Source organism: Mycobacterium sp. (assembly GCF_044223235.1).
Taxonomy (GTDB): domain Bacteria; phylum Actinomycetota; class Actinomycetes; order Mycobacteriales; family Mycobacteriaceae; genus Mycobacterium.
In genome coordinates this window covers 182,414-209,361 of record NZ_JBGAME010000004.1, presented here as the reverse complement: position 1 = coordinate 209,361, position 26,948 = coordinate 182,414, and the positions used below count along the sequence as shown (strand labels likewise).

General features: G+C 68.7%; 25 protein-coding genes and 1 pseudogene. 13 read left to right on the top strand and 13 right to left on the bottom strand.

Annotated features, from left to right (window positions below; translation table 11 throughout):
• Positions 1-10: 10 nt before the first annotated feature.
• The 8 genes and pseudogenes from ADBZ6K_RS08640 to ADBZ6K_RS08605 all read right to left on the bottom strand — a co-directional run bounded on the left by ADBZ6K_RS08640 (position 11) and on the right by ADBZ6K_RS08605 (position 6,582).
• Positions 11-760, bottom strand: a complete 750-nt coding sequence (locus ADBZ6K_RS08640) for an SDR family oxidoreductase (RefSeq protein ID WP_526345520.1) — start codon at positions 758-760, stop codon at positions 11-13.
• A 186-nt stretch (positions 761-946) separates the two neighbouring features.
• Positions 947-1,414: a zinc finger domain-containing protein gene (locus ADBZ6K_RS08635; protein ID WP_526345851.1), complete on the bottom strand. Its 468-nt coding sequence runs from the start codon at positions 1,412-1,414 to the stop codon at positions 947-949.
• 141 nt (positions 1,415-1,555) lie between these two features.
• Positions 1,556-1,801, bottom strand: a pseudogene (locus tag ADBZ6K_RS08630) (DNA-formamidopyrimidine glycosylase family protein); the annotation flags it as partial.
• A gap of 33 nt (positions 1,802-1,834) precedes the next feature.
• A complete protein-coding gene (locus tag ADBZ6K_RS08625) occupies positions 1,835-3,067 on the bottom strand; it encodes an MFS transporter (RefSeq protein WP_526345518.1) in 1,233 nt (410 codons plus the stop codon).
• 91 nt (positions 3,068-3,158) lie between these two features.
• Positions 3,159-4,025 carry a LysR substrate-binding domain-containing protein gene (locus ADBZ6K_RS08620; protein ID WP_526345516.1) on the bottom strand — a complete coding sequence of 289 codons (867 nt, stop codon included), beginning with the start codon at positions 4,023-4,025 and terminating at the stop codon, positions 3,159-3,161.
• 63 nt (positions 4,026-4,088) lie between these two features.
• Positions 4,089-4,490 carry a phage holin family protein gene (locus tag ADBZ6K_RS08615; RefSeq protein ID WP_526345514.1) on the bottom strand — a complete coding sequence of 134 codons (402 nt, stop codon included), beginning with the start codon at positions 4,488-4,490 and terminating at the stop codon, positions 4,089-4,091.
• Between the two features lie 39 nt (positions 4,491-4,529).
• A complete protein-coding gene (gene cobF, locus ADBZ6K_RS08610) occupies positions 4,530-5,264 on the bottom strand; it encodes a precorrin-6A synthase (deacetylating) (protein WP_526345512.1) in 735 nt (244 codons plus the stop codon).
• 25 nt (positions 5,265-5,289) lie between these two features.
• Complete coding sequence (locus tag ADBZ6K_RS08605) at positions 5,290-6,582, bottom strand: alpha-hydroxy acid oxidase (RefSeq protein ID WP_526345510.1); 1,293 nt, start codon at positions 6,580-6,582, stop codon at positions 5,290-5,292.
• Positions 6,583-6,755: 173 nt separating this feature from the next.
• Here ADBZ6K_RS08605 and ADBZ6K_RS08600 point away from each other — a divergent pair, with 173 nt between their 5' ends.
• From ADBZ6K_RS08600 to ADBZ6K_RS08590, 3 genes are read left to right on the top strand one after another with little or no spacing between them, the layout of a single operon-like run.
• On the top strand, positions 6,756-7,529 hold the full coding sequence (locus ADBZ6K_RS08600) for an SDR family oxidoreductase (RefSeq protein ID WP_526345508.1): 774 nt from the start codon (positions 6,756-6,758) through the stop codon (positions 7,527-7,529).
• A 47-nt stretch (positions 7,530-7,576) separates the two neighbouring features.
• The gene (locus ADBZ6K_RS08595) at positions 7,577-8,926 is read left to right on the top strand and encodes an MFS transporter (protein WP_526345506.1); all 1,350 of its coding nucleotides are present in this window, start codon (positions 7,577-7,579) and stop codon (positions 8,924-8,926) included.
• Positions 8,927-8,960: 34 nt separating this feature from the next.
• Positions 8,961-9,977 carry an acyl-CoA thioesterase gene (locus ADBZ6K_RS08590; RefSeq protein WP_526345504.1) on the top strand — a complete coding sequence of 339 codons (1,017 nt, stop codon included), beginning with the start codon at positions 8,961-8,963 and terminating at the stop codon, positions 9,975-9,977.
• 174 nt (positions 9,978-10,151) lie between these two features.
• On the opposite strand, the gene ADBZ6K_RS08585 is transcribed toward ADBZ6K_RS08590, so the two are convergent.
• Positions 10,152-11,624: an aldehyde dehydrogenase (NADP(+)) gene (locus ADBZ6K_RS08585; RefSeq protein ID WP_526345502.1), complete on the bottom strand. Its 1,473-nt coding sequence runs from the start codon at positions 11,622-11,624 to the stop codon at positions 10,152-10,154.
• 172 nt (positions 11,625-11,796) lie between these two features.
• Between ADBZ6K_RS08585 and ADBZ6K_RS08580 the strand changes: the two genes are divergently transcribed.
• On the top strand, positions 11,797-12,978 hold the full coding sequence (locus tag ADBZ6K_RS08580) for an alcohol dehydrogenase catalytic domain-containing protein (protein ID WP_526345500.1): 1,182 nt from the start codon (positions 11,797-11,799) through the stop codon (positions 12,976-12,978).
• On the opposite strand, the gene ADBZ6K_RS08575 is transcribed toward ADBZ6K_RS08580, so the two are convergent.
• The gene (locus tag ADBZ6K_RS08575) at positions 12,909-13,736 is read right to left on the bottom strand and encodes an IclR family transcriptional regulator (RefSeq protein ID WP_526345498.1); all 828 of its coding nucleotides are present in this window, start codon (positions 13,734-13,736) and stop codon (positions 12,909-12,911) included. The two genes, ADBZ6K_RS08580 and ADBZ6K_RS08575, sit on opposite strands and share 70 nt — an antisense overlap.
• Positions 13,737-13,811: 75 nt before the next feature.
• Here ADBZ6K_RS08575 and ADBZ6K_RS08570 point away from each other — a divergent pair, with 75 nt between their 5' ends.
• From ADBZ6K_RS08570 to ADBZ6K_RS08550, 5 genes are all read left to right on the top strand, one after another.
• Positions 13,812-14,579 carry a 2-keto-4-pentenoate hydratase gene (locus ADBZ6K_RS08570; protein WP_526345496.1) on the top strand — a complete coding sequence of 256 codons (768 nt, stop codon included), beginning with the start codon at positions 13,812-13,814 and terminating at the stop codon, positions 14,577-14,579.
• Positions 14,580-14,677: 98 nt separating this feature from the next.
• Complete coding sequence (locus ADBZ6K_RS08565) at positions 14,678-15,598, top strand: diiron oxygenase (protein WP_526345494.1); 921 nt, start codon at positions 14,678-14,680, stop codon at positions 15,596-15,598.
• 4 nt (positions 15,599-15,602) lie between these two features.
• Positions 15,603-16,376: a DUF4873 domain-containing protein gene (locus tag ADBZ6K_RS08560; RefSeq protein ID WP_526345492.1), complete on the top strand. Its 774-nt coding sequence runs from the start codon at positions 15,603-15,605 to the stop codon at positions 16,374-16,376.
• Positions 16,377-16,454: 78 nt separating this feature from the next.
• Positions 16,455-17,171, top strand: a complete 717-nt coding sequence (locus ADBZ6K_RS08555) for a hypothetical protein (protein ID WP_526345490.1) — start codon at positions 16,455-16,457, stop codon at positions 17,169-17,171.
• A 160-nt stretch (positions 17,172-17,331) separates the two neighbouring features.
• Positions 17,332-18,087 carry an STAS domain-containing protein gene (locus tag ADBZ6K_RS08550; protein ID WP_526345488.1) on the top strand — a complete coding sequence of 252 codons (756 nt, stop codon included), beginning with the start codon at positions 17,332-17,334 and terminating at the stop codon, positions 18,085-18,087.
• Positions 18,088-18,110: 23 nt separating this feature from the next.
• Here the strand turns inward: ADBZ6K_RS08550 and ADBZ6K_RS08545 are convergent, their stop codons facing one another.
• Entirely contained in the window at positions 18,111-19,322 is a 1,212-nt protein-coding gene (locus tag ADBZ6K_RS08545; protein ID WP_526345849.1) for an ROK family protein, read from the bottom strand.
• Between the two features lie 186 nt (positions 19,323-19,508).
• Between ADBZ6K_RS08545 and zwf the strand changes: the two genes are divergently transcribed.
• From zwf to ADBZ6K_RS08525, 4 genes are read left to right on the top strand one after another with little or no spacing between them, the layout of a single operon-like run.
• Positions 19,509-20,984 carry a glucose-6-phosphate dehydrogenase gene (gene zwf / locus ADBZ6K_RS08540; protein WP_526345486.1) on the top strand — a complete coding sequence of 492 codons (1,476 nt, stop codon included), beginning with the start codon at positions 19,509-19,511 and terminating at the stop codon, positions 20,982-20,984.
• 44 nt (positions 20,985-21,028) lie between these two features.
• Positions 21,029-22,870: a phosphogluconate dehydratase gene (gene edd, locus ADBZ6K_RS08535; RefSeq protein ID WP_526345484.1), complete on the top strand. Its 1,842-nt coding sequence runs from the start codon at positions 21,029-21,031 to the stop codon at positions 22,868-22,870.
• Positions 22,867-23,535: a bifunctional 4-hydroxy-2-oxoglutarate aldolase/2-dehydro-3-deoxy-phosphogluconate aldolase gene (locus ADBZ6K_RS08530; protein WP_526345481.1), complete on the top strand. Its 669-nt coding sequence runs from the start codon at positions 22,867-22,869 to the stop codon at positions 23,533-23,535. The genes edd and ADBZ6K_RS08530 overlap by 4 nt, the downstream gene beginning before the upstream one ends.
• A gap of 43 nt (positions 23,536-23,578) precedes the next feature.
• On the top strand, positions 23,579-24,793 hold the full coding sequence (locus ADBZ6K_RS08525) for an MFS transporter (protein ID WP_526345479.1): 1,215 nt from the start codon (positions 23,579-23,581) through the stop codon (positions 24,791-24,793).
• 27 nt (positions 24,794-24,820) lie between these two features.
• Here the strand turns inward: ADBZ6K_RS08525 and ADBZ6K_RS08520 are convergent, their stop codons facing one another.
• Positions 24,821-26,035 (bottom strand): hypothetical protein, encoded by a 1,215-nt coding sequence (locus tag ADBZ6K_RS08520; protein ID WP_526345477.1) that lies wholly within the window; start codon positions 26,033-26,035, stop codon positions 24,821-24,823.
• Between the two features lie 128 nt (positions 26,036-26,163).
• Positions 26,164-26,856 (bottom strand): sensor domain-containing protein, encoded by a 693-nt coding sequence (locus ADBZ6K_RS08515; protein WP_526345475.1) that lies wholly within the window; start codon positions 26,854-26,856, stop codon positions 26,164-26,166.
• Positions 26,857-26,948 lie beyond the last annotated feature (92 nt).

Below are 26,948 nucleotides of genomic sequence, written 5' to 3'. Positions count from 1 at the left end.
CCAAACCGCTCTACGCGAAGTACTTCATGAAACGCGTGGGCACCACCTTCATCATTGCCACCACGGGTATCCACGGCCACGCGGGCACAATCGCGCGGCCCCGCTCCCGCTCGATCGCGTCCACCATCGCCCGGACCCCGGTTTCGTTGTCGGCCATCAGCATGGTGGTGGCCGATTTCGCCGTCATCTCAGATTCGATGTATCCCGGCTCGAGCACCGTCACCGCGATGGGCCCGGTGCGATACTCGGCACGCAGCGACTGACCCAGCGAGATCACCCCCGCTTTACTTGCCGCGTAGGCGGCCTTGATGCCGGGCACCCCCCGATTCCCGACGACCGACGCCACCAGCACGAGATGTCCCGCACCCGACGTCTTGAACAGCTCCAGCGCCGCCTCGATCTGGACCAGCGCGGCGACGAGGTTGGTCTCGATGGTCGCCTTGTTGGCCCACAGCTTGCCTGAACCGAGCGGTGCGCCCTTTCCGATGCCCGCATTCACGATGACCCGGTCGATCCCACCCAGCGCGGCCGACAGCTCGCCGAACACGACCGGCACCCGCTCGTGGTCGTTGACGTCGAGTTCGGCGACGGCCACCGTGATGCCTGGGTGCCGCGCGGTGAGGTCCGCCTTGAGTCTCTCGAGCCGGTCGGTGCGACGGGCGCACAGTGCCAGATCACGCCCCTTGGCCGCGAACGCCCGAGCCATCCCTTCACCCAGGCCGGAGCTCGCACCGGTGATGAGGATCTTCTGCCGCGTCATCACCGCAGCCTAGCCGCGGGCGGGTGCGCCCCCCGCTGGCCGCCTTCGCGACCGCGCAGCAACGCGCTCCCGCCGCGCCTGACGGCCCGCCCACGGTAACGCCACGGCGAACTTTCGGCCGCGATCTCGCCCTGGCGTTACGCTCGGCGGCGTCACGGCGCGTGGGGCGCCCGACCGGCGCGGGTCTCACTTGAGCAGCTTGGACATCCGCCGGTCGGCCAACACCTTGCCGCCCGTCTGACACGTCGGGCAGTACTGAAAGGACTTGTCGGCGAACGACACCTCCCGCACGGTGTCCCCGCACACCGGACACGGCAGGCCGGTCCTGGCATGCACCCGCAGGCCCGAACGCTTCTCCCCCTTCAAGGTGGCCGCCTGCTGGCCGACCGAGCGCGTCACCGCGTCGGTGAGCACCGAGATCATGGCATCATGCAGTGCATCGAGCTGGGCGTCGGTGAGCTTGGCCGCCGTGGCGAACGGCGAAATCTTGGCCACGTGCAGGATCTCGTCGCTGTAGGCGTTGCCGATCCCGGCGATGACCTTCTGGTCGGTGACGACGGACTTGATCCTGCCGCTGTTGCCGGCCAGCACGGCAGCCAGGGCGTCGCGGTCGAGGTCAAGCGCATCCGGTCCCAGTGTGGCGATCCCGGGCACCGTGGCCGGGTCGTCGACCAGCCACACGGCCAACCGCTTCTGGGTGCCCGCTTCGGTGAGATCGAATCCGACACCGTCACCGAGGTGCACCCGCAGCGCGATCGGCCCCTTGCCAGGCTTCAGAGGTGCGGTCGCCAGCTTCTCCGACCAGCGCAGCCAGCCCGCCCGCGACAAGTGCGTGATCAGCGTCAGCCCGCCGACATCCAGGCCCAGGTACTTACCCCAGCGGCGGGCACCGGTGACGGTCTGCCCGTACAGCGCGGTCGGCGCGGGATCGAAGGTCTTCAGCACCGAGAACGCCGACACGTCGATGCGGCTCACGCTGCGTCCGACGGCATGCTGACGCAGGTAGTCGGCCAGGGCTTCGACCTCGGGCAACTCGGGCATGTCTCCAGTGTGCCGGGCGGAGCGGGCCGTCACTCAGTCGCGGGGTAACAACACCATCGCGGCTCCCGCCGCCACCGTGGCGAGAACCAGAATCGTCGCGGCCACCCCACCCCAGCCGAGTGCGTCGAAGGCGACACCGCCGAACCAGCCGATGACGCTGGAGCCGCCGTAGTACGCCAGGTTGTACAGCGAGGACGCCTGCGCCTTGCCCGCAGGGGCGAGCCTGCCGGTCCATCCCGACGCGATCGCGTGGGCGCCGAAGAATCCCGCGGTCGCGACGACCAGCCCGACCAGGACGGCGACCACGTTGTTGCTCAGGGTGGTCGCCACGCCGGCGATCATGATGGCGATCGACGCAAGCAGCACGTTCTTGCGACCGAACCGGGTGGCTTCGGCGCCGGCCCGGGCCGACGCCCAAGTGCCGGCAAGGTAGGCGACGAACACCAGGCTCACCACGGTGTCCGGCAGGGCGAATGGGGACGCGGTCAGCCGGAAACCGAGGAAGTTGTACATCGCGACGAAACCGCCCATCAGCAGGAAGGCCTGGCCGAACAGGGCCAGCTGCCGCGGCGATCGCAAGTTGGCCGCCAGCCGGTGCCACAGCCCGCCCGCACCGCCCGCACCGGAGCCGTCACGCCGGCGGGTCGGGGTGAAGCCACGCTGTTGTGGTGCGAGCTTGACGAACCCGAGGGCGGCGACGGCGCACACCACGGCGACCGTGAAGATGCCGACACGCCAGCCGGCCACCCCTGCGACCGGTCCGGCGACCAGCCGTCCCAGCAACCCGCCGATCGTCGTACCCGCCACGTAGGTCCCCGCCGCACGGGCGGCGTGGCCCGGGTCGATCTCCTCGATCAGGTAGGCGATCGCGATGGCGGGCACCCCGCCGATCATCAGGCCCTCGAGGAGTCGACCGGCCAGCAGCAGATGGAAGTCGGCCGCGAAGGGCGCCAGCAGGCCCACCGCGGTCGCCCCGACCACCGAGATCGACATCGCCTTCACCCGGCCGATCCGATCGGCGAGAACCGACCACGGGATGACGCCAGCGGCCAGGCCGATCGTCGCCGCCGAGACCATCAGCGCCGCGTCGGCCGCCCCGACGCCGAGGCCTGCCGAGATCTGCGGCAGCACCGCCTGCGCCGAGTAGAGCTGAGCGAACGTGGCGATGCCCGCGCAGAACAACGCGGCCAGCAGTCTGCGGTATTCCGACGAACCCGGCGGGTGCCCGGCCCATGCGGCGGCAGGCGGCGGAGATTCGACGGTCACCGCCGCGACGGTAGTTCCCACCCCGTCAATGTGTCCAATACATGAAACGTCACAACTCCATACGCTCATCACATGAATGCGTGGCGGGCAGTCACCGGAGGAAGTCGGCGAACCGTTTCGCCGCCGGCGGCAACTGCCTGTCCGACGCCCATGCCAGGCCGATCTGGCGCTTGGCCTGTGCATCCGACAGCGGCACGTAGACGGCGGTCGGCTCACCCCGTCCCGGCCGCGGCACCGGCACGACGGCGACGCCGAAGCCCGCCGCCACCAATCCCTCCATGGTGGGGATCTCGGCGGCCTCGAAGCGGATTTGCGGATGGATTCCGTCGCGTGCGCACAGCTCGTCGGTGAGCTGACGCAGGCCGAATCCCTCGCCCAGCGCGATGAACGGCTCGCCGGCGACCTCGGACAGCCGCAGCCGGGCCCGCCCCGCGAACCGGTGCCCGCGGGGCAGCGCCAGACACAGTTGCTCGACGTACAGGACACGCCAGCCGAACTCCGCGCCGCCCGGCCTCGGCGCCGTGATCGCGAGGTCGGCCTGCCCGTCCAGCACCCGGCGGGTGAGATCATGCCCGGCGCCCTGATAGAGGGCGAAGTCCACCTGAGGCGCTTCGAACCGGAATCGCCGCAACGCATCCGGCACGAACCAGCTGGCCAGCGAATGCAGGAACGCCAACCGCACGGTGCCCCGGTCGGGATCGCGCAGCGTCGCAATGCGTTCGTGTGCCGATCGCATCTCGGCCAGGCTGCGGCGGGCGTGTTCGAGGACCACCTCGCCGTAGGGGTTCAGGCGCAGCCGGCGGTGCACGCGATCGAACAGTGGTGCGCCGAACTCACTTTCGAGCCGGGCCAGCGCCCGCGACAGGGTCGGCTGGGTGATCCTGAGCTCGGTGGCCGCCTCGGTGACGTGCTCGGTCTCGGCGAGTACGACGAACCAGTGGAGTTCCTCGAGCTGCATGACCTGCCATGATAACCGTCACGCATGGACTGGCCGCATGTGCTGCGCGGCGCGCATCAGAGATCAGCGCCGCGTCACCCGCGCGGGGTCGCGGATCACCAGCGACAGCGCCCAACTCACGATCGACAGCACGATCGCCGCCCAGATCGCCGTCCACCAGAAGTCGTCGATCCGCAGGCCCCAGTGGGTGGTGTTGCGGGTGATCCACGCCGTGATCCACAGCATCCACGCATTGATCACGATATGGATGAGCCCGAGGGTCAGGATGTACAGCGGGATCGACAGGATCTGCACGATCGGTTTGACGATGGCGTTGACCAAACCGAAGAGGATCCCGACGACGAAGATGATGCCGATCCTCTGCAGCGTGGTCTCACCGCCGACGAAGCTCAGGCCGGGCACGACGAGGGTCACCACCCACAGGGCGAAGCCGGTTACCGCAGCGCGCAGGAGAAAGCTGCCCATGGTTCCGATCCTGCCACGGGCCGGGCGCGGCGCGTGCGCTCACGGGCGCAGCAGATAGGTGTCCATGATCCAGCCGTGCCGCGCCCGCGCCTCGGCCCGCACGGCGGCGATCCGCTCCCCCACCTCCCCGACCGTGCCCGACTCGAGCAACTCGTCCGGTGTGCCCAGGTAGGCGCCCCACCAGATGGCGGTCCCGGGTGGGCAGCGCAGGAACGAACACTCCGCGTCGAGCATGACGACGGTGCTGCCGTTCAGTCCGTCGTCCCGCAGGCGGCGCCCCGTCGTGATGAGCACGGGTTCGCCGATCCGGTTGAGCGGGATGCGGTGGCGCGCGGTCAGCGCCTGGATGGCGGTGATGCCGGGGACGACGTCGTAGTCGATGTCGACATGCTCGGCGACCAGGTCGAGTATGCGCAGGGTGCTGTCGTAGAGCGACGGGTCGCCCCAGGCCAGGAAGGCGCCGACGCCGTCGGGGGCCAGTTCGCTCTCGATCGCACCTGCCCACACCTTCGCCCGCGCGACGTGCCAGTCGGCGACGGCGCTCCGGTAGTCACCGTCCGCGTCGCGGGTCGGGTCGGGCAGTTCGACGAACCGGTAGCCGGGTTGGCGGATGAAGCGCTCGCAGATGTGCCGGCGCAGCGCCACGAGATCGTTCTTCGTCTCGCCCTTGTCCATGGCGAAGAACACCTGGGTGGCGTTGAGGGCGTCGACCGCCTGGGCGGTGACATAGCCGGGGTCGCCCGCGCCGACGCCGATGACGTGGATCAGCCGCACCCCGGAAGGGTAGCCGCCGGGCCGGTCAGCCCCGCGGCGACCGCCGCACCCGAGCGCTTTCGATGCGATTGGTGGCGTCGAGGCCGAGTAGCTGCAGACTGCGCTGGTACTCGTCGCGCAGGATCTGCACCGCTCGCTCGACGCCCCGCTCCCCGCCGGCCATCAGGCCGTACAGGTAGGCGCGTCCCACCATGACCGCGTCGGCCCCCAACGCGCGCGCGGCGATGATGTCCTGCCCGTGGCTGACGCCGCCGTCGATCAGCACCACCGCATCGGCGCCGACGGCGGCGCGCACGTCGGGGAGCACCTCCAGCGTCGCGGGTGTGCGATCGAGTTGGCGTCCACCGTGATTCGACACCACCACACCGTCGGCGCCGTACGCCACCACCTTGGCGGCGTCGGCAGGGTTGACGATGCCCTTGACGAGCAGCCGATGGGGCCAGCGTTGGCGCAACCATTCGAGGTGCAGGTAGTTCAGGCCGGGCTCGAACATGGTGCCGGGCACATCGACGGCATCCAGCGCGGCGCCCACCAGGCCGCGCAGGGAGGCGAACCCGATCGGCGGGGTTGTCAGCTTGTTGATCCACCACGAGGGGTGTCGGGACATGTCCAGGAACGTCTTCGCGGTCAAGGCGGGCGGGATCGTCAGGCCGTTGCGGATGTCCTTGAGGTGACGGCCCGCTACGGCGGTGTCCACGGTGAGCATCACCGTCGAGCAGCCGGCGGCCATCGCCCTGTCCACGAGTTCCTCGTTGATGGCCATGTTGTTGGTCAGGTACAGCTGAAACCAGTTGTCGCCGTGAGGTGCAGCGGCGTTGACCTCCTCGATGGTCGAGGTGCCCACCGTCGAGAGGGTGTAGGGAATGCCGGCGCGCGCGGCGACGCGAGCCACCGCCGCCTCGCCGTGGTGATGCATCATCCGCGTGTATCCCGTCGGCGCGAAGATCAGCGGCAACGCGATCTTCTTCCCGAACAGTTCGGTTGAGAGGTCAGGATTGGCAACGGAATTGAGCACCTCGGGGACGAACACGGTGTCCTGGAAGGCTTCCCGGTTGCGGCGCACCGTCGACTCGGTGTCCGCCCCCCCGTCCACATAGTCGAACACCGCGCGGGGGGTGGTGCGCAGCGCGATGTGCCGCAGCTCGTCGATGCTCAGTGCGGCTCCGAGCCTGCGTTCGACGGGATCGAGCGCGACGCGCCGGAACTGCACGAGTTCGCGGAGTTCGGAGGGCCGGGGCAGTCGCCTCGGGGTACGCGGGCGGCCCACTTGCCGCCCGCCGGCACGTCCAGCGGTGTCGGCATCAAGCGTAGCGGTCATCAGACATCCTCTCTCAATTCTTATATTTCAGACGTTGTCTGTAATAACGATCAGGCTACGGGCAGCGACGCGAAGAGGTCAAGGCCGCGCTCGGCATTGACTCGCGTCACAGTCGTCGGGCAGAATGATCGACACAACAGACAGCGTTCTATATTTCAGACAGGAGATGAGCCATGGACCTCGGGCTCGCCGGCCGCACCGCACTCGTGTGCGCATCCACATCCGGGCTCGGCCTGGCGACCGCGCAGGCGCTGGCCGCCGAGGGCGTCAGGGTCGTCGTCACCAGCCGCGACGCCGCCCGCGCCGACGACATCGCCGCCGCCCTGCCCGGTGCCGTCGGCATCGGCTGCGACCTGGTCAGCGACGGGGGTGCGCACCGCCTCTACGCCGAGGCGACCGACCGTCTCGGCGACATCGACATCCTGGTGCTGAACGGGCCGGGCCCCGCGCCGGGTCGCGCGGCGGACACCAAGCCCGCCGACCTCGACACGGCGGTCGGCACGCTGGTGGCGCCGCAGCTCACCCTGGTGCGCTCGGTCCTGCCTGCGATGACGACCCGCCGCTGGGGACGGATCCTGAGCATCAGCTCCACCAGTGTCGTCGCGCCGCTGGCCAATCTGGCGCTGTCCAACCTGGGCCGCGCCGCCCTGGCGGGATATCTGAAAACCCTTGCGACCGAGGTCGCGCCGCTGGGCATCACTGTCAACTCGCTGCTGCCCGGCCGCATCGCCACACCTCGCTCCCGCCAGATCGACGAGGCCGTGGCGCAACGCAGCGGACTGCCGCGCACCGAGGTGGAGAACGCCAGCGCCGGCCAGATCCCCGTCGGGCGCTACGGCGATCCCGCCGAGTTCGGCGCGGTCGCCGCCTTCCTGTGCAGTGCGCAGGCTTCCTACGTCACCGGCACCGCACTGCGCTGTGACGGCGGGCTGGTGCCGACGCTGTGACCACGCCCCACCGAACCCAATTGCACCTCACCGAAGGGACCCTCCGCATGGACGGCACACAACCACCCCACCCGAACAAGGGCACCGTGCGCGTCGGTGTCGCCGGGATGATCGGCAGCACGATCGAGTGGTACGACTTCTATATCTACGGCATGGCCGCGGCACTCGTCTTCGGCCACCTGTTCTTTCCTTCGTTCTCGCCGCTGGCGGGCACGCTGGCTGCATTCGGCACATTCGCGGTCGGCTTCGTCGCACGCCCGCTCGGCGGAATCATCTTCGGCCACTTCGGTGATCGCGTCGGGCGCAAACGCGCACTGATGATCACGCTGTTCCTGATGGGCGCCGCCACCGTCGTCATCGGCCTGCTGCCCGGGTACGACTCGATCGGGGTGTGGGCGCCCCTGTCGCTGGTCGCCCTGCGATTCCTGCAGGGCTTCGCGGTCGGCGGCGAGTGGGGCGGCGCGGTGACGATGGTCGTCGAATCGTCGCCGTCGCATCGTCGCGGGTTCTTCGGCAGTCTCCCGCAGATGGGTGTTCCACTGGGCCTGGTGCTGTCGACGTCGATCTTCTCCGTGCTGGCGCTGCTGCCTGACGAGGACTTCCAGGCCTGGGGATGGCGAATCCCGTTCCTGCTCAGCGCCTTCCTGATCGTCGTCGGCCTGTTCATCCGCGCGCGCATCAACGAGACCCCGGCGTTCACCCAGCTCAAGGAGCACGGTGCCGAACATCGGCTGCCCGCCAAGGCGGCGATCCAGGGTCACTGGCGCGCCATCGCCCTGACGGTGGGTCTGTACGTGTCGGCAGGTGTCCCGTTCTATATCGTGACGGTCTTCGTGCTGGCGTACGGATCGGGTCAACTCGGACTGCCCAAGAGTGTGCTGCTGACCGGCATGCTGGCCGCCGCGATCCTCGAGGCGATCACCGTGCCGTACTTCGGCGCGCTGTCGGACCGGTTAGGGCGGCGCCCGGTATTCATCGCCGCGGCGACTTTCGCGCTCGCCCTTGCCTTCCCGTTCTTCACCATGCTGGCGACCGGGACCAACGCGCTGGTGTGGCTCGCCATCGTCCTGGCGTTGGCCGTCGCGCATGCGGGCATGTACGGTCCGACCGCCGCGCTGTACGCCGAGTTGTTCACACCCGACGTGCGCTACACGGGGACGTCCATCGGCTATCAGCTGGGCGGCGTGGTCGCCGGCTTCGTACCCTTGACCGCGGGCGCCCTCGTCAGCTCGGCGAACGGAGCCAGCTGGCCGATCGCCACCATCTGGGCGACGGCAGCCGCGATCGGCCTCGTATCGGCGCTCATCGTCAAGGAGACCCGTGGCACCGACCTCATCGCGGGCATCGGGTCGGCGGCTGCGGCGCGGGAACGGGACGACGACAAGGCACCCGCGTGAGAGCTCACCACGCAGTCCCGAAAGGGTGCCCGCAGTGAGGCCGGGAACCGGTGGAGCGGCGGACGCGGGTCAGCGGCCCGACGCCGTCATCCACCGGTTTCTGGTGCGCACCGCCGATGCCGGCTATGTCGGATACGTCGACGGCGGCAGGCTGCTGGAATGGATCGACAAGGCCGGATACGACGCCGCCGCGCGGTGGAGCGCACGCTACTGTGTGACCGCCTACGTCGGGAACCTGCACCTGGATCGCCCGATCTCGGTCGGCGAACTCGTCGAGTTGCACGCACAGATCGTGCACACCGGTTCGTCGAGCATGCACATCCTGGTGACCGTCTATTCGTCGAATCCCGCCCGCGGCAACGCCATTCAGAGCGCGCAATGCCTGACTGTGTTCGTCGCGGTCGACGGGCGCGGCAAGCCGGTGCGGGTCCCCGACTTCGTGCCCGACTCCGTCCTAGACCTGCAGCGCAGCCGTCAGGCGCGCATGCGCATCGACCTGCGCAGGCACATCGAGGCGGAGATCGCCGCCGCCGCGTACACCACGGCGGGGACCGCACCCGATGCGACACTTCGGTTCCTCGCCTCCCCCACCGACATCAACTGGGGCGGCAAGGTGCACGGCGGCCGCATCATGCGCTGGATCGACGAAGCCGGCTATGTCTGCGGCTCACGATGGAGCGAAGGGCCGGTCATCGCGTCCTACTTCGGCGGGATCCGCTTCTACGCACCCGTTCACATCGGCCAGATCATCGAGGTGAACGCCCGCCTGCTCTACACAGGACCCTACAGTCTGCACTTCGGCATCCACGTGACGGCGATGGACACCGACGCCCACGCCCACGTACTGGCCGCACACGCCGTCGCGGTCTTTGTGGGGTTCGGGTCCGAAGGTAAACGCGCTGTGCCCGAATGGCATCCGGCCAATGACGAGGACGTCGCGCTCTGGCGCCACGCAGAGCGGCTGATCGCGCTGCGGGCCGGTGCCGAACCGTTCACATCGGGCAGCCTGCCGCCATCCGATGCAGCGCCGCAGCACCTTCGGGCCAGGTAATCCCCTGCGCTGCTCGAGCACTCTGCACTCGTGCTGTCTGCGCCGATTTCTGCGTGCGGGTCGTCCACACCGCCAAAGCACGACCCGCACGCAGATCTGGGTACCAAACCCATACACCACAACACACCGACGGCCCCGCGGTTGCGCGGGGCCGTCAGTGTGGGCTCTTGCGGATCAGGCCGGCCCGCGCCCGTCGACACGACGAGGGATACCCAACGGATTGGCCTCCTGCAGGGCGGCGGGCAGCAGATGGTCCGGGAACCCCTGATAGGCCACCGGTCTCACGAAACGGTCGATCGCGGCCGAACCCACCGACGTCGATCCCGGAGCCGTCGACGCGGGATAGGGGCCGCCGTGTTGCTGGGCATCGCTGACGGTGACACCCGTGGGCCATTGGTTCCACAGCACGCGACCGGCCCTGCCCGCCAGGCGGCGGATGAGTTCGGGTGCGATCGTGTCGGTGTCGTTGCCGTGCACGGTCGCGGTCAGCTGCCCTTCGAGCAGGTCCGCGACGTCGAGGAGTTGACGTTCGTCGTCGTACTCGACCACCAGCGCCGTCGGCCCGAAGACCTCGACGATGAGGTGCTCGGGGTCGGTCAACAGGTCGGCGATCGAGGTGCGCAGCAGCGTCGGTGCCGGCGGATCGGTGCGGGCCCCGTCACCGAGCGCCAGCGGCGTCACCGCGGCGTGGGCCGCCAGATGGTCGAAGGCCTCGACGTACCCGGCTCGTATACGTTCGTTGAGCAGCGGGGCCGAGCCGGGCAGGGCCGCAGCCGCCAGGGTGGCTGCGATACCGGATTCGGCTGGCACCAGCAGGATTCCGGGTTTGGTGCAGAACTGGCCCGCGCCGAGCGTGAAGGACCCGATGAACTCCGCGGCGATGCTGTCGGGTCGTTGCGCAGCGGCCGATGCGGTGACGAAAGTCGGGTTGACGCTGCCCAATTCGCCGTAGAACGGGATCGGCTCCGGCCGGGCGTTCGCGAGGTCGAACAGCGCGCGGCCGCCGGGGATCGATCCGGTGAACGACGCCGCCTTGATCCTCGCGTCGGCGATCGCCACCCGGCCCGCGTCGGTGCCGGTGATCACCGCGAAGATACCGTCGACGCCGACGCTCCTGCGGATCTCCTGTGCCACCAGCGCTCCGGTGTGTTCGGATAGCCGAGGGTGGCCGGAATGCGCCTTGACGATCACCGGGCAACCCGCCGCCAGCGCGGACGCGGTGTCGCCGCCCGCGATGCTGAACGCGAACGGGAAGTTGCTGGCGGCGAACACCAGCACCGGCCCGATCGGTTCGTGCATGCGGCGGATGTCGGGCCGCGGTCCCATCCCCCAGGACGGGTCGGCGTGGTCGATGCGCGCGTCGAGGTAGCGACCCTCGACGATCGTGTCGGCGAAGTATCGGAGCTGAAACGTCGTTCGCACCAGTTCGTTTCGCAGCCGCTGCTCGGTCAGGTGGGTTTCCTCCGCCGCGATGGCCACCAGCTGATCGGCGTCGTTGTCGAGGCGGTCTGCGATGGCCCTGAGCACTCTGGCCCTCGTGGACGGAGTGGTACGCATCCAGGTGCGCGCCGCATTCGCCGCCGCAGCAAGCACCGCTTCAAGCTGGGCGGGTGCCGTGACGGATGGCGGCGGGGTGGTGATCGTCATCCTGCTCCAATCTCATATTTCGGACCGTGATCTATATACAGATCATGTTGGCACGCGCGGCGATCACCGGTCAACCCTTGACGGCGCCCAAGGAGGTCGTCATACTCGATATAACAGACATTGTCTGAAATATTGAACTGCTTGATTTCCCGCAGAATCCCCGAGGAGCACCATGAAGGCCGCCGTATTACACAGGGCCCGTACCCCATTGACGATCGAAGACCTCGACCTGGCTCAGCTGCGTCCCGGCGATGTGCTGGTGCGGGTACAGGCCGCGGGCATCTGCCACAGCGATCTGCACTACATCAACGGTGACCTCACCGCGAAGCTGCCCGCCGTGCTCGGCCACGAAGGGGCCGGCGTCGTCGAGGCGGTCGGCCTCGGTGTGACCCGCGTGCGACCCGGCGACTCGGTGATCACGATGTGGCGGCCGCGGTGCGGCGAATGCGAGTTCTGCCTCACCGGGCGTCCCGCATTGTGCGGACTGGGCCGCGTGCACAGCGAAACGGGCGGGCTCATCGACGGAGAATCACGATTGAGCCTGCGCGGCAGCACTGTTCACCACCTGATGGGGGTGTCGTGCTTCGCCGAACAATGCGTGGTCTCAGAACGCTCCGTGATCCCGATCGACCCCGACGTCCCGCCGGAGATCAGCGCGGTGACCGGATGCGCCGTCGTCACCGGCGTCGGCGCGGCGCTCAACCACATGAGCGGGGCGGCGGGCGACGCCGTGGCGGTCATCGGCGCGGGCGGGGTGGGGCTGAGCGCGATCATGGGCCTGGCGCTGCTCGGGGCGTACCCGATCGTCGCGGTCGACACCGTCGAGGCCAAGCTGGAATTGGCCAGAAGCGTCGGCGCCACGCACACCGTCAACCCGACCACAGTCGCCGACACCAACGCCGAGATCGCCCGGCACTGTGGCCGGGCCCCCCGGTGGGCCCTGGACGCGGTGGGCGCCGCGGCCACTTTGCGTCAGGCCGTCGACGTGGTGGGTACGGGCGGCACCGTGGTCGCGGTGGGCCTGGGCAGGGCGGGCGCCACCGTCGAGCTGCCGATCAATTCCCTGGTGCAGCAGGAGAAGACGCTGATCGGGAGCCTGTACGGGTCGGCGAACACCCCACTGCAGATACCCGAGATCCTGCGGCTGTACCGCGCAGGCAAGCTTCCGCTGGAGCGGCTGCTGGGCCGCAGCTACGAACTCGCAGACATCAACGACGCCTACCACGCGATGGCCACCGGCGCCGTCGGCCGCGCGGTGATCCGGATGGGTGAACCGGCCGGCGCTCACGCCCTCGGCAGCGCCCCGAGGTTCGCCGACATATCCCTGGCCCCGTCGAGTACGAGCTCCACGTAGCGGGACTTGGCGGCCTTGTTCCAGCGCAGGATGGGCACCGAGATGCTCATCGCGGCCACGGTGGTGCCGGTCCGGTCGTACACCGGCGCCGCGACGCAGGCGACGTCGGTGTTGGACTCCCGGTTCTCCTCGGCCCAGCCGCGTTTACGCACGGTGGCGAGTTCGGCGAAGAGCCGCTCGCGATTGTCGATGCTGTTCGGGGTCATCGCCGGCAGGGCAGCGTCGGTCGGGAAAAGGGCGTCGATGTCGTCGTCGGGCAGGGCCGCGAGCATCGCCTTGCCCCCGGCCGTGCAGTACGCGGGCAGGCGGCTGCCGACGTGAGAAACCAGCCGGATGGTGTGGGTGCTGTCGACGCGCGCGACATAGACGACGTACGCACCTTCGCGGATGACGATCTGGACTGTCTCACCGCATTTGGCGGCGACCCGGGCCGCGCTCTCCCGTCCGATCGACACCAGGTCGAGCCCCTGCTCATAGGCCGCTCCGAGGCGAAACGCGTTGGTCGCGAGCACGTAGCGGCTGGGCGGCTCCGAAACCGCCTGCAGATAGCCACGATCGACCAGCGTGGCGACGAGTTCGTGGGCGGTGGCACGGGGCAGGCCAAGCCGCTCGGTGATCTCGGGAACCCGCAGCCCGTCGTTGGGTTCGAGGAACAGCTCCAGGATGTCCAAACCCCGCCGCAGCGCGGGAGCGGTGACACGGCTCATGGCGATCCATTCGTAGTGCGGGGGCGTGCTGGTGAACTTCTGTGCGATCACCCCATCTTATCGGACGCTGTCTGATAGACCGGACAACACCGGCCCGGCCGATCCGGCCAGAGCGAGGAGACGATCATGAACGCAGACCCGGCCGCCTGTGCCGCACGGCTCGAGGACGCCCAACGCCGAGGTGCGCCCGTCGCCCCCACCGCGGACGACGAGACGATGGACATCACCTTCGGCTACGCCGTGCAGCGCCAGCGCCTCCTATTGCGCTCCGCCTCCGGCGACGAACCGGTCGGCTTCAAGGTCGGACTGACGTCGGCCGCCGGGCGGGCGTCGTTCTCGACCGACGAACCTGTCGGCGGATTCCTCAGCGCCGCAACGGTGAGCACCGAGGGCGACGTCACCCTGGCCGGGCTGATCGCCCCGGCGCTCGAGGTCGAGGTGGCGTTCGTGCTGGGCACGGACCTTGACGGGCAGGTCACCCCGCGCGACGTCCTGGACGCAACCGCCGAACTGGCCATCGCATTCGAGATCATCGACAGCCGCTGGGACGGTGGAGCGCGCACCGCCGCGATGCTGGTGGCCGACAACTCCTACGCCGCGCGTGCCGTGCTCGGACCGCGGTTCGCACCCGGCGATGTCGACCTGACACAACTCGCCGTCACCGCGACGGTGGCCGATACGCGGCTGGACGGTCACGCGGCCAACGTGCTGGGCGATCCGGCGCGCGCGTTGGCATGGCTGGCCGGGCATCTCGCGGCCCGCGGCGAGGGGCTCGGCGCGGGCGACATCGTCCTCAGCGGCACCCTCACCGCCCCGGCCCCGCTGCGCCCCGGCGACCAGGCGGTCGCCGACTTCGGGACACTCGGGCAGTTGAAGGCGCACTTCCACGGTTGACCGGCTCGGGGATACTCTGAAGTATGCGGTACCGCGGGTATTGACCGGCGTGCATGGGCTGGCTACCTTCGGACGTACCGCGTGGGAGGAGGTCGACGATGACCGCTTCGATGAGACCGGCGCCGAAGACGGCGCCGCCGACCCGTGAGGAGTTCTCGGAGCGGTTGCTCAAGGGTTCGGTGAAGAAGTCCTACGCGCCGGTGGTCGACATCGACTGGGACGCCCCGCTGGATCCCGACAAGTTCTTCCTGCCGCCGAGGACGGTGTCGCTGTACGGCACGCCGATGTGGGATTCGATGAGCCGCGCACAGCGAATCGAGTTGTCCCGGCAGGAGTTCGTCAACACGCTCTCGGCGGGCATCTGGTTCGAGAACATGCTCAATCAGGCGCTGCTGCGCAGGATGATTCACCGGGACCCGACCACCCGCGCCACCCACTACGAGCTGACCGAACTCGGGGACGAGACCCGCCACATGATCATGTTCGGCAAGGCGATCGAGCGGGTGGGCGCAAAGCCGGTGCGGCCGCGCCGATATCAGCGGACGTTCATCAACATGCTGCCGCTGGCCTTTCAGGGTTCGCTGCTGTGGATGGCCGCGCTGATCGGGGAGGAGATCTTCGACTCGCTTCAGCGCCAGATGATGGACGACCCCGAGATTCAGCCGATGGTGCAGCGGCTCATGCGCATCCACGTCGCCGAGGAGGCGCGCCACATCCAGTTCGCCCGCGACGGGCTGCGCAGACGCGCCCCCCATATGCGCAGGCTGAACCGGATGTTCGTGGCCAACGTCAACGGGCTCGGCGGGCTGTTCTTCCGCCACTTGTTCACCAACCGCGTGCCCTACCGGCGGATGGGCCTCGATGCCGATGCCGCCCGCCGGGTGGCCCGCAGCAGCCCCCACCGCCACCAGGTCCAGGTGATCGGGTTCGCCCCGCTTGGGGCCTTCCTGGAGGAGATGGGCCTGATGGGGCCCATCGCGCGCCGGATGTGGACACGCACCGGGTTCCTACCCCGGTAACCCCGTGACGATCTGCGACGTCCTCGTCGTCGGTGCACCCGGCGCGGGCGATGCGCTGCGCGCCGATGGGGTCAGCGTCGTCATGGGTTCCGAGAATCCGCCCACCCGTTGGGCGTTCGACGAGGCCGGCCATTGCTGGGACCTGCTGGCCCACCCCGTCGAATGCCCAACGGGTCGACGATTTCGGGCCAGGATCGTCGTCACCGCGGGACCCCACCCGCCCGGCCGGGAGGCGCTGCGCCCGTATCTCGGCGTCGCGGTGCACGGCCTACCCAACTGGTTCCTGCTACCCGCGGGCGATTCCGCCGCCGCGACGCGCTACATCGGCGACTGCCTCGCCGTGATGGCGCGCACCGCGAGCACTCGCATCGAGGTGCGGCACAGCACCCAGCGGGTGTTCAACGACCGGGTGCCCGACGATCGGGCGATCGACTGGACGTTGGCCCGCCGCAAGATCGAGTCGGCCTTCGACCTGAGTTCGGTCGGCGTCGAGGACGAGGTCTACGACGGGCCGGCCACCATCGACGGCGGACACGTAGTACGGGCGCGCCTGAGCGGGCATCTGGATCCCATCGACGGCCGATACCACTGGCGGGGAATGGTTTTCGGCGACCTGCCCGATGACGCTGTCAAGGCAGCACATGTCAGCCTCGCGATCGGCGACCGCACCGCGCCGGCCAGGATCGGCGAGCGCACGCCGTGGGGTCACTCCATCACCGGCACCGGCGCGCCGCCTTTCGCCCTCGGGGAGATCCAGCTGGACGTTCCCACGGTGTAACGCCCCCGCGCAGTTGCCACACCCATCTCCGAACCCGCCGCCATGGTGGCGGACGGGTCATGAGGAGGCTGGTTCAGCATGAAGATTCGTACCGCCCTGGTGATCGCCGCAGGCGCGGTCGCCGCCGCCGGCTTGGTCACGGCATGTTCCAACGGCACCGCGCCGCATCCGGCGGAAACGGTCGCCAGCGCATCCGCGGCTGCGGCGATGCCCGCCACGGCAACGTTTATCGCCGACATTCCCGGCTCGCACGGCGAACCGATGACCTCACACGACGAACCGATGACAATGGCCATCACGGTCAATGGTGTCGACGTCGTCGCCTACGCCACCAACGGAAGCACCGACGAAGCGTATTTCTTCGGCCAACAGCGGGACGGCCGGATGGATCTCATGTCGGTCTACGGCGACGAGCTCAAGGCGGCATTCGACGGAACGACCATCAACGGTGAGCTGACCATGAACGAGGCCGACACCACCGTCATGAACTTCGCGGCATCGCGCGTGGCGGAACCCGCGGGGTTGTACACGGCCAAGCACGGCGATGCGCGCGCAACCTACGTGGTGCGACCCGACCGCAGCATCACGGGTGTGATGAACAACAGCGCACCCGGCGACCACAAGGTGACCGACGCGATCAAGGCAAAGGACAAGGCGTTCATGGACCAGGTGCGCCAGATGCGACTGAATCAGCAACTGAGCCAGGCCCCTTCGATGAGATACGGGACGTGGTCGATGGAGATGCACGGCACCGAGATGACGGCGACTCGAGTCACCGGCGACATGTCGTTCTGAGCGGCGCGGAGTGCCGGCCACCGCGATGGCTGCCCTCGCGGTGGGCGCCACCCGTGACCCCGATCGAGAACACGTTCCGGTACCGGAGGTGTCTGAGCGTGAGGACCGCACGTCTACCGGGCGATTACCCCGACGCAGCCCGGGGTACCCGGCAAACGCCATGGTAGACACCGATTGGCCGCGTGCACTCGGCATCACCTCAGCGGTGACTGCCGGCGCCGCCGTACTCAGCACCCGCGGCGTTGTGGATGATACGACCTATCTTTGGCTGCGCGACAAGATTATTCACGCCTCCCTCGAGGAGCCGAGGGCGGTCATCGTCGACGTCACCGCCCTCACCGCCCCTTCGACCCTGTCGTGGCTGGCGTTCACCAGCGCGCGCTGGCACGTCGCCCGCTGGCCGCGGGTCCCGATCATCCTGGTCTGCGGGGACACCGACGTCCGCGCGGCCATCGCACAATCCGGTATCGACGCGCGGGTCGCGGTGTACGACACGGTTGACCGCGCGCTCGGCGCGCTGCCCGCCCCGGGTGCCCGGCCGCGCCACCGGGCCAGGGCCCAGCTGACAGCCGTGCACAGCCTCGGCCGGTCGCGCGAGTTGATCGCCGGCTGGCTCACGGTATGGTCCCGGGCCGACCTGATCCCGGTGGCCACCGTCGTTGCCACCGCCTTTGTCGAGAACGTGCTGCAGCACACGGATTCCAGTCCCCGGCTGCGCCTGGAGTCCGACGGGTCGGCGATCACCGTGGTGGTGGAGGACTCCAACCGCACCCACGCCAGCCGTCACGAGGCGACGGGCCGTCGCCCGCCTTCGGGTCTCGCCGTCGTGTCGGCACTGTGCCGCGCATGGGGAAACACTCCGACGCCCACGGGAAAGGCGGTATGGGCGGTCATCGGTCCTGAGAACCGGCTCTAACCGGCCCGGACTGTGACGGCGAACTAGTCCGTGCTCGATGCCCGGCGAAACCGCTTGCCGGCCTTGGCATCCAACGATGCATCGATCGCCACCGGGCTCAGCACCTCGTCGAGCACGAGCGTGGCACTGCCGATCACGCCCGAGCGGTCGCCGTGGGTGGCGGGCACCACCTGCAGCGTCCGCGTGGCAAGCGCGGTGGCGTTGCGGTACAAGCTCTCTCGCAGACCCGCGACGAAGATGTCGTAGGCGGCGACCATGTCACCCGCGACCACCAGCACGGCGGGGTTGAGCAGATTCACGGCGGCGGCCAGCACCTCGCCGACCTGGCGCCCGCTGTCACGGATCAGCCGTCGCGCCTCCGCGTCGCCGCCGTTCGCCAGCTCGACGACGTCGCGAAGGTGGCTCACCGCGCGGCCCTGCTCGCGCAGGGCGCCGACCAGCGCCCATCCTGCCGCGACCGCCTCCAGGCACCCGGTGTCGCCGCAGCGGCAAGGCACCCCAGCGGCCGCGGACGTCTTGTTGTGGCCGACCTCGCCGGCGGCCTGGGCCACGCCACGCTGCAACGCTCCGCCCGCGATGATGCCCGCGCCGAGCCCGGTCGATGCCTTGATCACGAGAAGGTCGTCGAACGCGAGGCGCTCGCCGCGCCGTTCGGACAGGGCGATGACGTTGGCGTCGTTGTCGATGATCACCGGGGCGTCGGTCAGTTCGCCGAAGTAGGGACGCAGCGGCACCCCGTCCCAGCCCCTCATGATCGGTGAGTCGACGGTCCCGCCGAGATCCGGGTCGACGGTGCCGGGCAGGCTCACGCCGATGCCGAAGATCTGGGCGTTGCGATGGCCGGAGTCGGCGAGCAGGACGTCCAACCCCTTCGCGACATCGGGCATCAGATCATCGGGGCCCAGACCCAGCTCCTGGTCGATGTCGGTGCCCGCCAGGATCTCGCCCGCGAGGTTGCACACTGCCAGCCGGGTGCGGCTGCGGCCGATCGCCGCCGACAGCACCACTCCGGCGTCGGCGTTGAAGCTCAGGAACGTGGCGGGGCGCCCGCCGGTCGACGGCGCCTGCTCCCGCTCCACGACCAGACCGCGTTCGATCAGCGCGGCGACCCTGGCGGATACCGCCGTGCGGGACAGCCCGCTCAGCTGACCGACCTCGGCACGCGTGACGTCGCGCTTCGCCCTGATCAGCGCGTAGATCTCGCCTGCGGACGCGCCCGTGGGATTCCACGTCACGCCCGGCGGACGTGGCGACACGGAACTCTGGGAAAACACCACAACGAAGATCGTAACCCATGTTACTTTTGTATTTCTAGTGCAAAAGACTGTTTGCTTTCACGCCGAAGTATGCGCTACGGTTCTTCTGGATCGATTGAGTTTGATACCGATCACCCGCAACTACCATCCCCCGGGAGGGACCAGATGCCGACCGCAACCGCGGTTGACCCCTGTGACTTCGTGATCTTCGGAGGCACCGGCGACCTCGCCGTTCGTAAGCTGTTGCCCGCGCTTTACCTGCGCGACCGCGACGGCCAGCTCACAGACGACACCCGTGTCATCGCCGTGGCCAGGGCCGGCCTCGACGAGCCCGGCTACCGCCACAAGATCCAGTCGGAGCTGGGCCGATTCGTCGCCGCCGACCTCCTCGACAATGAGACGCTCGACCGCTTCATCAGCCGGCTGCGGTTCGTGAGCATCGACCTGACCGAACCCGCCGACTACGCGGCCGTCACCGAGACGCTGACCCATTCGCCCAACGACATCCGGGTCTTCTACCTGGCATGCGCACCCGCCCTGTTCGGCCCGATCTGTGCGGCACTCGGAGCCCAGGGTCTGGTCACCGACACCGCACGCGTCGTGCTGGAGAAGCCGATCGGACACGACCTGGCATCCGCGCAGGCCATCAACGATGCGGTGGGCGCGGTGTTCGAAGAGCGCCAGATCTTCCGGATCGACCACTATCTGGGCAAGGAGAGCGTCCAGAACCTGCTCGTCACCCGCTTCGCCAACACGCTGCTCGAACCGCTGTGGAATTCGAGCCGGATCGACCACGTGCAGATCACCGCCGCCGAATCCCTCGGCGTCGGCACCCGCGGCGGGTATTACGACAAATCCGGCGCGCTGCGAGACATGCTGCAGAACCATCTGCTGCAGGTGCTGTGCCTGGTGGCCATGGAGCCGCCGACCTACGTCCACCGCGAGACGGTGCGTGACGAGAAGCTCAAGGTGCTGCAGGCGCTGCGCCCCCTGACCAGCGAGGACATCAAGCGCAACACCGTCACGGGCCAGTACGGGCCCGGCCTCGCCGAGGGCGGCGTGGTCGCCGGCTACCGCGAGGACGCCGAGAACCCCGACAGCACCACCGAGACGTTCGTCGCGGTCAAGGCCGAGGTCAACAACTGGCGCTGGGCGGGCGTGCCCTTCTACCTGCGCACCGGCAAGCGGATGGCACACCGCTCCTCCGAGATCGTCGTCCAGTTCAAGCCCGTCCCGTTGCCGATGTTCCCCGACAGCGACCGCGGGCCCGAACCTAACCGGCTGATCATCTCGCTGCAGCCGAAGGAAGAGATGCGCCTCGAGCTGACCGCCAAGGAGCCGGGATCGGGCGGTATCCGACTGCGGCCGGTGTCGCTCAAGCTGAACTACACCGAGGCGTTCCAGCGCCGCTCCACCGACGCCTACGAGCGGCTGCTGATGGACGTCGTCCGCGGCGACCCGACCCTGTTCATGCGGCGCGACGAAGTCGAGGCGGCGTGGGCATGGGCCGAGCCGATCCTGCGCGAATGGAAGAGAACCGACCGGGTGCCGCGCAGCTACCCCGCGGGCACCGACGGCCCGATCGACGCCGCCACATTGGTCGAACGGGACGGCAGGCGCTGGCACGAAGGCGCCGTGTGACCCAACCCGAAGCTCCAGCCCAAACCGCAAACCGGAACAAGGACATGACAGACACACAGACATCGATCCATCCCGTCATCGCCGAGGTGACCGAACGGATCGTCGAGCGCAGCGCCACAGCCCGCAGCTCCTACCTGCAGCGGATCTCGGCGGCCGCCGAGCGCGGTCCGGCCCGCGGACGGCTCGCCTGCGCCAACCTGGCGCACGGCTTCGCCGCGTCGGGCAAGCAGGACAAGGAAGCGCTGCGCCGCATGGTCAAGCCCAACGTCGCGATCGTCTCCTCCTACAACGACATGCTCTCCGCGCACAAGCCGTTCGAGGATTACCCCGCCCAGCTCAAGCAGGCGGTGCTGGAGGCGGGCGGCATCGCCCAGTTCGCCGGCGGCGTGCCCGCCATGTGCGACGGCATCACCCAGGGCCGCGAGGGAATGCAGCTGTCCCTGTTCAGCCGCGACGTGATCGCCATGTCGACCGCCATCGCCCTGTCCCACGACATGTTCGACGCCGCGCTGCTGCTGGGTGTGTGCGACAAGATCGTGCCGGGGATGCTCATCGGCGCCCTCGGCTTCGGGCATCTGCCCGCGATCTTCGTGCCCGCCGGGCCGATGACATCGGGCCTGCCGAACGGCGAGAAGGCGCGCATCCGCCAGCTCTACGCCGAGGGCAAGGTCGACCGCGAGGCGCTGCTGGACGCCGAGGCCGCGTCGTACCACGGCCGCGGCACCTGCACGTTCTACGGCACCGCGAACTCCAACCAGCTGCTGATGGAGGCGATGGGCCTGCACCTGCCGGGATCGAGCCTGGTCAATCCGGACACCCCGCTGCGCGATGCGCTGACCTCCGAGGCAGGTAAGCGGGTCACCGGCCTGACCGCGCTCGGCGACGACTACACCCCCGTCGGCGAGGTCGTCGACGAGAAGGCCATTGTCAACGGCTGCGTCGTGCTGCTCTCTACGGGCGGCTCGACCAACCACACCATGCATCTCGTCGCCATCGCCCGCGCCGCTGGCATCACCCTGACGTGGGACGACATCTCCGACCTGTCGGCCGTGGTGCCGTTGCTGGCTCGGGTGTATCCGAACGGCAAGGCCGACGTCAATCACTTCCACGCCGCGGGCGGGATGGCGTGCGTCATCAACTCGCTGCTGGACGCCGGCCTCATGCACGAGGACGTGCGCACCGTGGCTGGCACCGGGCTGCGCCGCTACACCTCGGAGCCCAAGCTCGCAAGCGAAGGCCTGGACTGGGTGGACGGTCCGCGGATGAGCCTGGACACCGCCGTGCTGCGTACCGCCGACGATCCGTTTGCCCCCGACGGCGGCCTCAAGCGGCTGACCGGCAATCTTGGCACCAGTGTGATCAAAACTTCAGCCGTCGCCCCCGAACACCGTCTGGTCACCGCACCCGCCTTGGTGTTCGACAGCCAGGAGGAGTTCCTCGAGGCGTTCCAATCAGGTTCTCTCGAAAGGGATTTCGTCGCCGTCCTGCGCTATCAGGGCCCGCAGGGCCTCGGCATGCCCGAGCTGCACAAGCTCACCCCGGCGCTGGGAGTGCTGCAGGACCGCGGTCACAAAGTGGCGTTGATCACCGACGGCCGCATGTCCGGCGCATCCGGAAAGGTTCCCGCCGCAATCCATCTCACGCCTGAGGCGGCCGCGGGCGGACCGTTGACCCGGGTTGCCGACGGCGACGTCATCACGCTCGACGCCAACACAGGTACGCTCACCCTCGACGTTCCGGCCGACCAATTCAGCGCTCGAATCCCCACCGGCCGGGCGCTCTCGGCAGACGAATGGGTGGGAACCGGCCGGGAATTGTTCGCAAGCATGCGCTCGGCGGTCGGCCCCGCCGACGAGGGCGCATCTGTCTTCAGGAGTGCAGAATGACACCGAATCCCCCTTCCTCGCTGCTCGACATCGTCCCCGTCATCCCCGTCGTCGTCGTGCACGACGCAGCGGATGCGGTGCCGATCGCCCAGGCGCTCGTCGACGGCGGACTGCCGGTGATCGAACTCACGCTGCGCACCCCTGCGGCGCTGGAGGCCATCAAGCGCATCGCCAACGAGGTGCCCGACATCCTCGTCGGGGCGGGCACCATCGTCGACACCTACCAGCCCAAGCAGGCACTCGCCGCCGGTGCGCAGTTCCTCGTCTCGCCGGGCAACACCCCTTCGCTGCGAGGGTCGATGCGCGACAGCGGATTACCGCACCTGCCCGGCGTGGCCACGGTGTCGGAGGTGCTGCGGCTGCTGGAACACGGCTACAAGGAGATGAAGTTCTTCCCCGCCGAACCGGCGGGCGGCGCCCCGTTCCTGCGCTCGATCCACTCGCCGGTCCCCGCGGCCCGCTTCTGCCCGACCGGCGGGATCACCCCGGCGAAATTGGCTTCGTATCTGTCCAGCCCGAATGTAGGGTGTGTCGGTGGCAGCTGGCTGACGCCCAACGATGTCGTTGCACGCCAGGACTGGGCAGCCATCTCCCAGCTCGCACGCGCCGCACGAGAACTCGCCGACGCCGCCACCGGCGCGGCCAGTGCGGCACCCTCCAACTGAGCACGCCAACCGGCAGTTCCAACTAGCACGAAAGTTCCCGCCTGTGTCCACTTCTGTTGACCGCCCGTCGGTTCCGCTGTCGGTTGTCGCCCCGCCGCCATCGGTGCGCTGGCTGGCGGTGTTCGCCCTGGCCCTGGGCGGGTTCGGCATCGGCACCACCGAGTTCGTCGCAATGGGCCTGCTGCCGGATATCGCCGCGAGTTTGCACATCACCGAACCCGTTGCCGGACACGTTATCTCCGCCTACGCGCTGGGTGTGGTGATCGGGGCGCCGGTGATCGCGGCGGCCGCCGCCCGGATGCACAGGCGGACGCTGCTGTTGACGTTGATGGCCGTGTTCACGCTGGGCAATCTGGCCAGCGTGCTGGCACCGAGCTACGAGACGCTGATGGCGGCGCGGTTCATGGCGGGCCTGCCCCACGGGGCGTTCTTCGGTGTCGCCGCGTTGGTCGCCGCACACCTGATGGGCCCGGCCAACCGCGCCAAGGCGGTCGCCCACGTGCTGTCCGGGCTGACCATCGCGACGGTGCTCGGTGTGCCGATGGCGTCGTGGCTCGGGCAGGCACTGGGGTGGCGCAGCGCGTTCGGCCTGGTGGTCGTCATCGGGCTGATCACACTGGCTGCGCTGTGGTTCTGGCTGCCCGAACGGCTCCGCGAGATGCACGTCACCAGCCCACTTACCGAGCTCGGAGCGCTCAAGCGGGTGCAGGTGTGGCTGGCGCTCGCGGTCGGCATGATCGGCTTCGGCGGCATGTTCGCGGTCTACACCTACATCAGCACCACGATGACGGGGGTGGCCGGCTTGCCGCGCGCCATGGTCCCCGTGGCGCTGATGTTGTTCGGCCTGGGCATGGTGGTCGGCAACCTGGTCGGCGGGCGGATGGCCGACGTCTCGGTGATCCGCGCGCTGTACCTGTCGATCGGCGCGCTGGGTATCGTGCTGGCGCTGTTCGTATTCGCCGCGCACAACCCGTGGACCGCCCTGCCCGGCCTGTTCGCCATCGGTGCGGCGGGCGCGGCGGTCGGGCCTGCGCTGCAGACCCGGCTGATGGACGTCGCCCACGACGCCCAGACGCTGGCCGCCGCGCTCAACCACTCGGCGCTCAACATCGGCAACGCCACGGGTGCGTGGGTGGGCGGACTGGTGATCGCCGCCGGTTTCGGCTACACCGCGCCCGCGGCCGCCGGAGCCGCGCTCGCCGCGGCGGGCCTGCTAGTGCTGACGGTCTCGGTGGCCCTGCAACGCTGGACGGCGTAGCACGGGCGAGCGGAATGCTGGCCATCGTCATCGGGGAACGGTGTCGACCTGTTCGCCACCGAGGAGCCGCCGCAATCCGAGCGATTCGAAGGCGACGACGTAGAACAGCGTGATGAGCACCGCCCAGTCCATGAAGCCAAGTGCGTTACCGCTGATCCCGGGGGCCACCGTCGGCTCATGGAGGATCTGCTGGGCGGCAAACCGGTAGTAGAACACGAACGTCACCACGCCGAGCGCAAAGGTGATCGCGACCCGGGCGGTGTGGTTAGCCACCATTCCGAGACCAGTGGGTCGGTTGCCGAAGGCGTTGGCCCAGAAGATCATCCAGAACGCCCAGCAGACTCCGAACTGGGCGGGGAACTGATTGACGCCGGCGCCCAGCGCGCCGGCCGTCGTCGGTCCGAGGAGGGCCGTGACGAACGGCACCGCCGCGAGGTAGAAGACGGTTCCCACCGCGAGATTTCCCACTGTGGACGCCAACGCCACCCGCGCCGGGGTGCCCGCCATCCGCCACGGCCAGTTGTCCAGGGTTTGTCCGGTCAGCAGCACCGCCACGATGATGCTGTAGAACCACCCGAGCACGGTGTCCACCGACATCAGCGGGTGAGCATCGGCCAGGGAGACCGAGGGCAGCCCGAGGACGAAATACACCAGCATCGTGGGGCCGGCTACGGCGGCGATCTCCGCCAGGCCCACCGCGGGTTGTCTCAGCCCGAGCTGCGGCCACGGCCAGTGTTGCCAGTTGAGTACGGCCATCACGAAGGTGCCGAATCCGAACAGCACGAACAGGGCCCCCGCGAAGTATCCGGCACCACCCGGGCGGCCGGCCGCGAAGTCGGGATCGATGCTGCCCAGTCCCTTGGCCAGGACCGCCGTCACGGTGACCGCGAACACCACGGTTGCCGCGACGATGGCGAGGCCCCGCCACGGTTGGACCAACCGACTGAACCCGGCAAACTCGGCGTTGAAACCGATGAACACGACGAACAGGATCGCCCAGAACAACGCGGCGTTGAACGGCATCGGGTAGAAGCTCCACGGACTCGTCACGGGATCGGCCAGCAGGAACCAACCCGCGACCGACAGTGCGACGACGACCGCCAGGTTCGCAAGGCCGAAAGCAAACCAGCGGTCTCGCCGCACCCGGGGCCGCACCGTGTCATCCGCGGCTGCTGCGGAGTAAGAATGGCCGGGTTGCGGTCGGCTCTGTTCGGCGACCGGCGGGATGTGTGTGTTCGGCATCGATGGCGCTCCTCGATAGGCGGCGGGGCTATCGCGGAACTATGAGCTGCATCACAACGCCGTGCCAGAGTTGCAGGGGGTTGCGTGATTCGGGCGTCCGCCCGAACTTTTCAGGACGTATTGCTGACCTACTGCGCTGCTTCCGCCAGCGTGGCAGAGACGACCTTCTCGGCCTCGTCGTTGAAAGTGTCGTCGCACGCCAGCGATTCGACGATCAGGTTGGCCACCACCCCGAGCGCATGCTGGCACTGCGCATAGCCGACATGGTCGGCGTTCTGGGTGATGAGCGAGTCTCCGAGTTCCACCACATCCAAGGCGAGCCACGGGCTGTCGTCGACGACGATGCCGGACATCCCGGCGCACTCCTGCCACTGCAGCCGGGAGCCCTCGAAGAAAGCCCTGGCCTCCTCGGCCGTGTCGAACAGCACCAGTCCGTGTTCGACGACGTGGACGTCGTCGGGGTCGGAGGCCTCCAGGAAGATGGTGTCCCGCGCGGCAACCCAGTTCGTGGCGCTGTACACCTCCTCGTCCAAGGGGAATGCCGCTCCGACACAGTCGGGTTCGGACACCAGATCGGCGAGGTAGATCAGGTCCTCCTCGGTGGCGAACACCCGCATATCGATGCCGACGATCTCGACCATGTCGGGTTCGTAGAGCAGCAGCCGGTTCAGGTCGGACATGGTCAGCAGCGGCACCTCGGCCGCCGCCCCCTGCGCCCTGACCGCGGTGCCCGAAACCGTGCTCGTGCAACCGGTGGCGAGGGCAAGCAGTGCGAGGGACACGACCACGCCCGCCGCGATGTGCACCCCTGTCCGACGCATTCCGGTGCTTCCTCGCTTTACAGGGGCTTTACGGGGGCCGCTACGGAGGCCTCTACAGGCTCCGTGTTGTGCAGCGACTGTGTCATGAACCG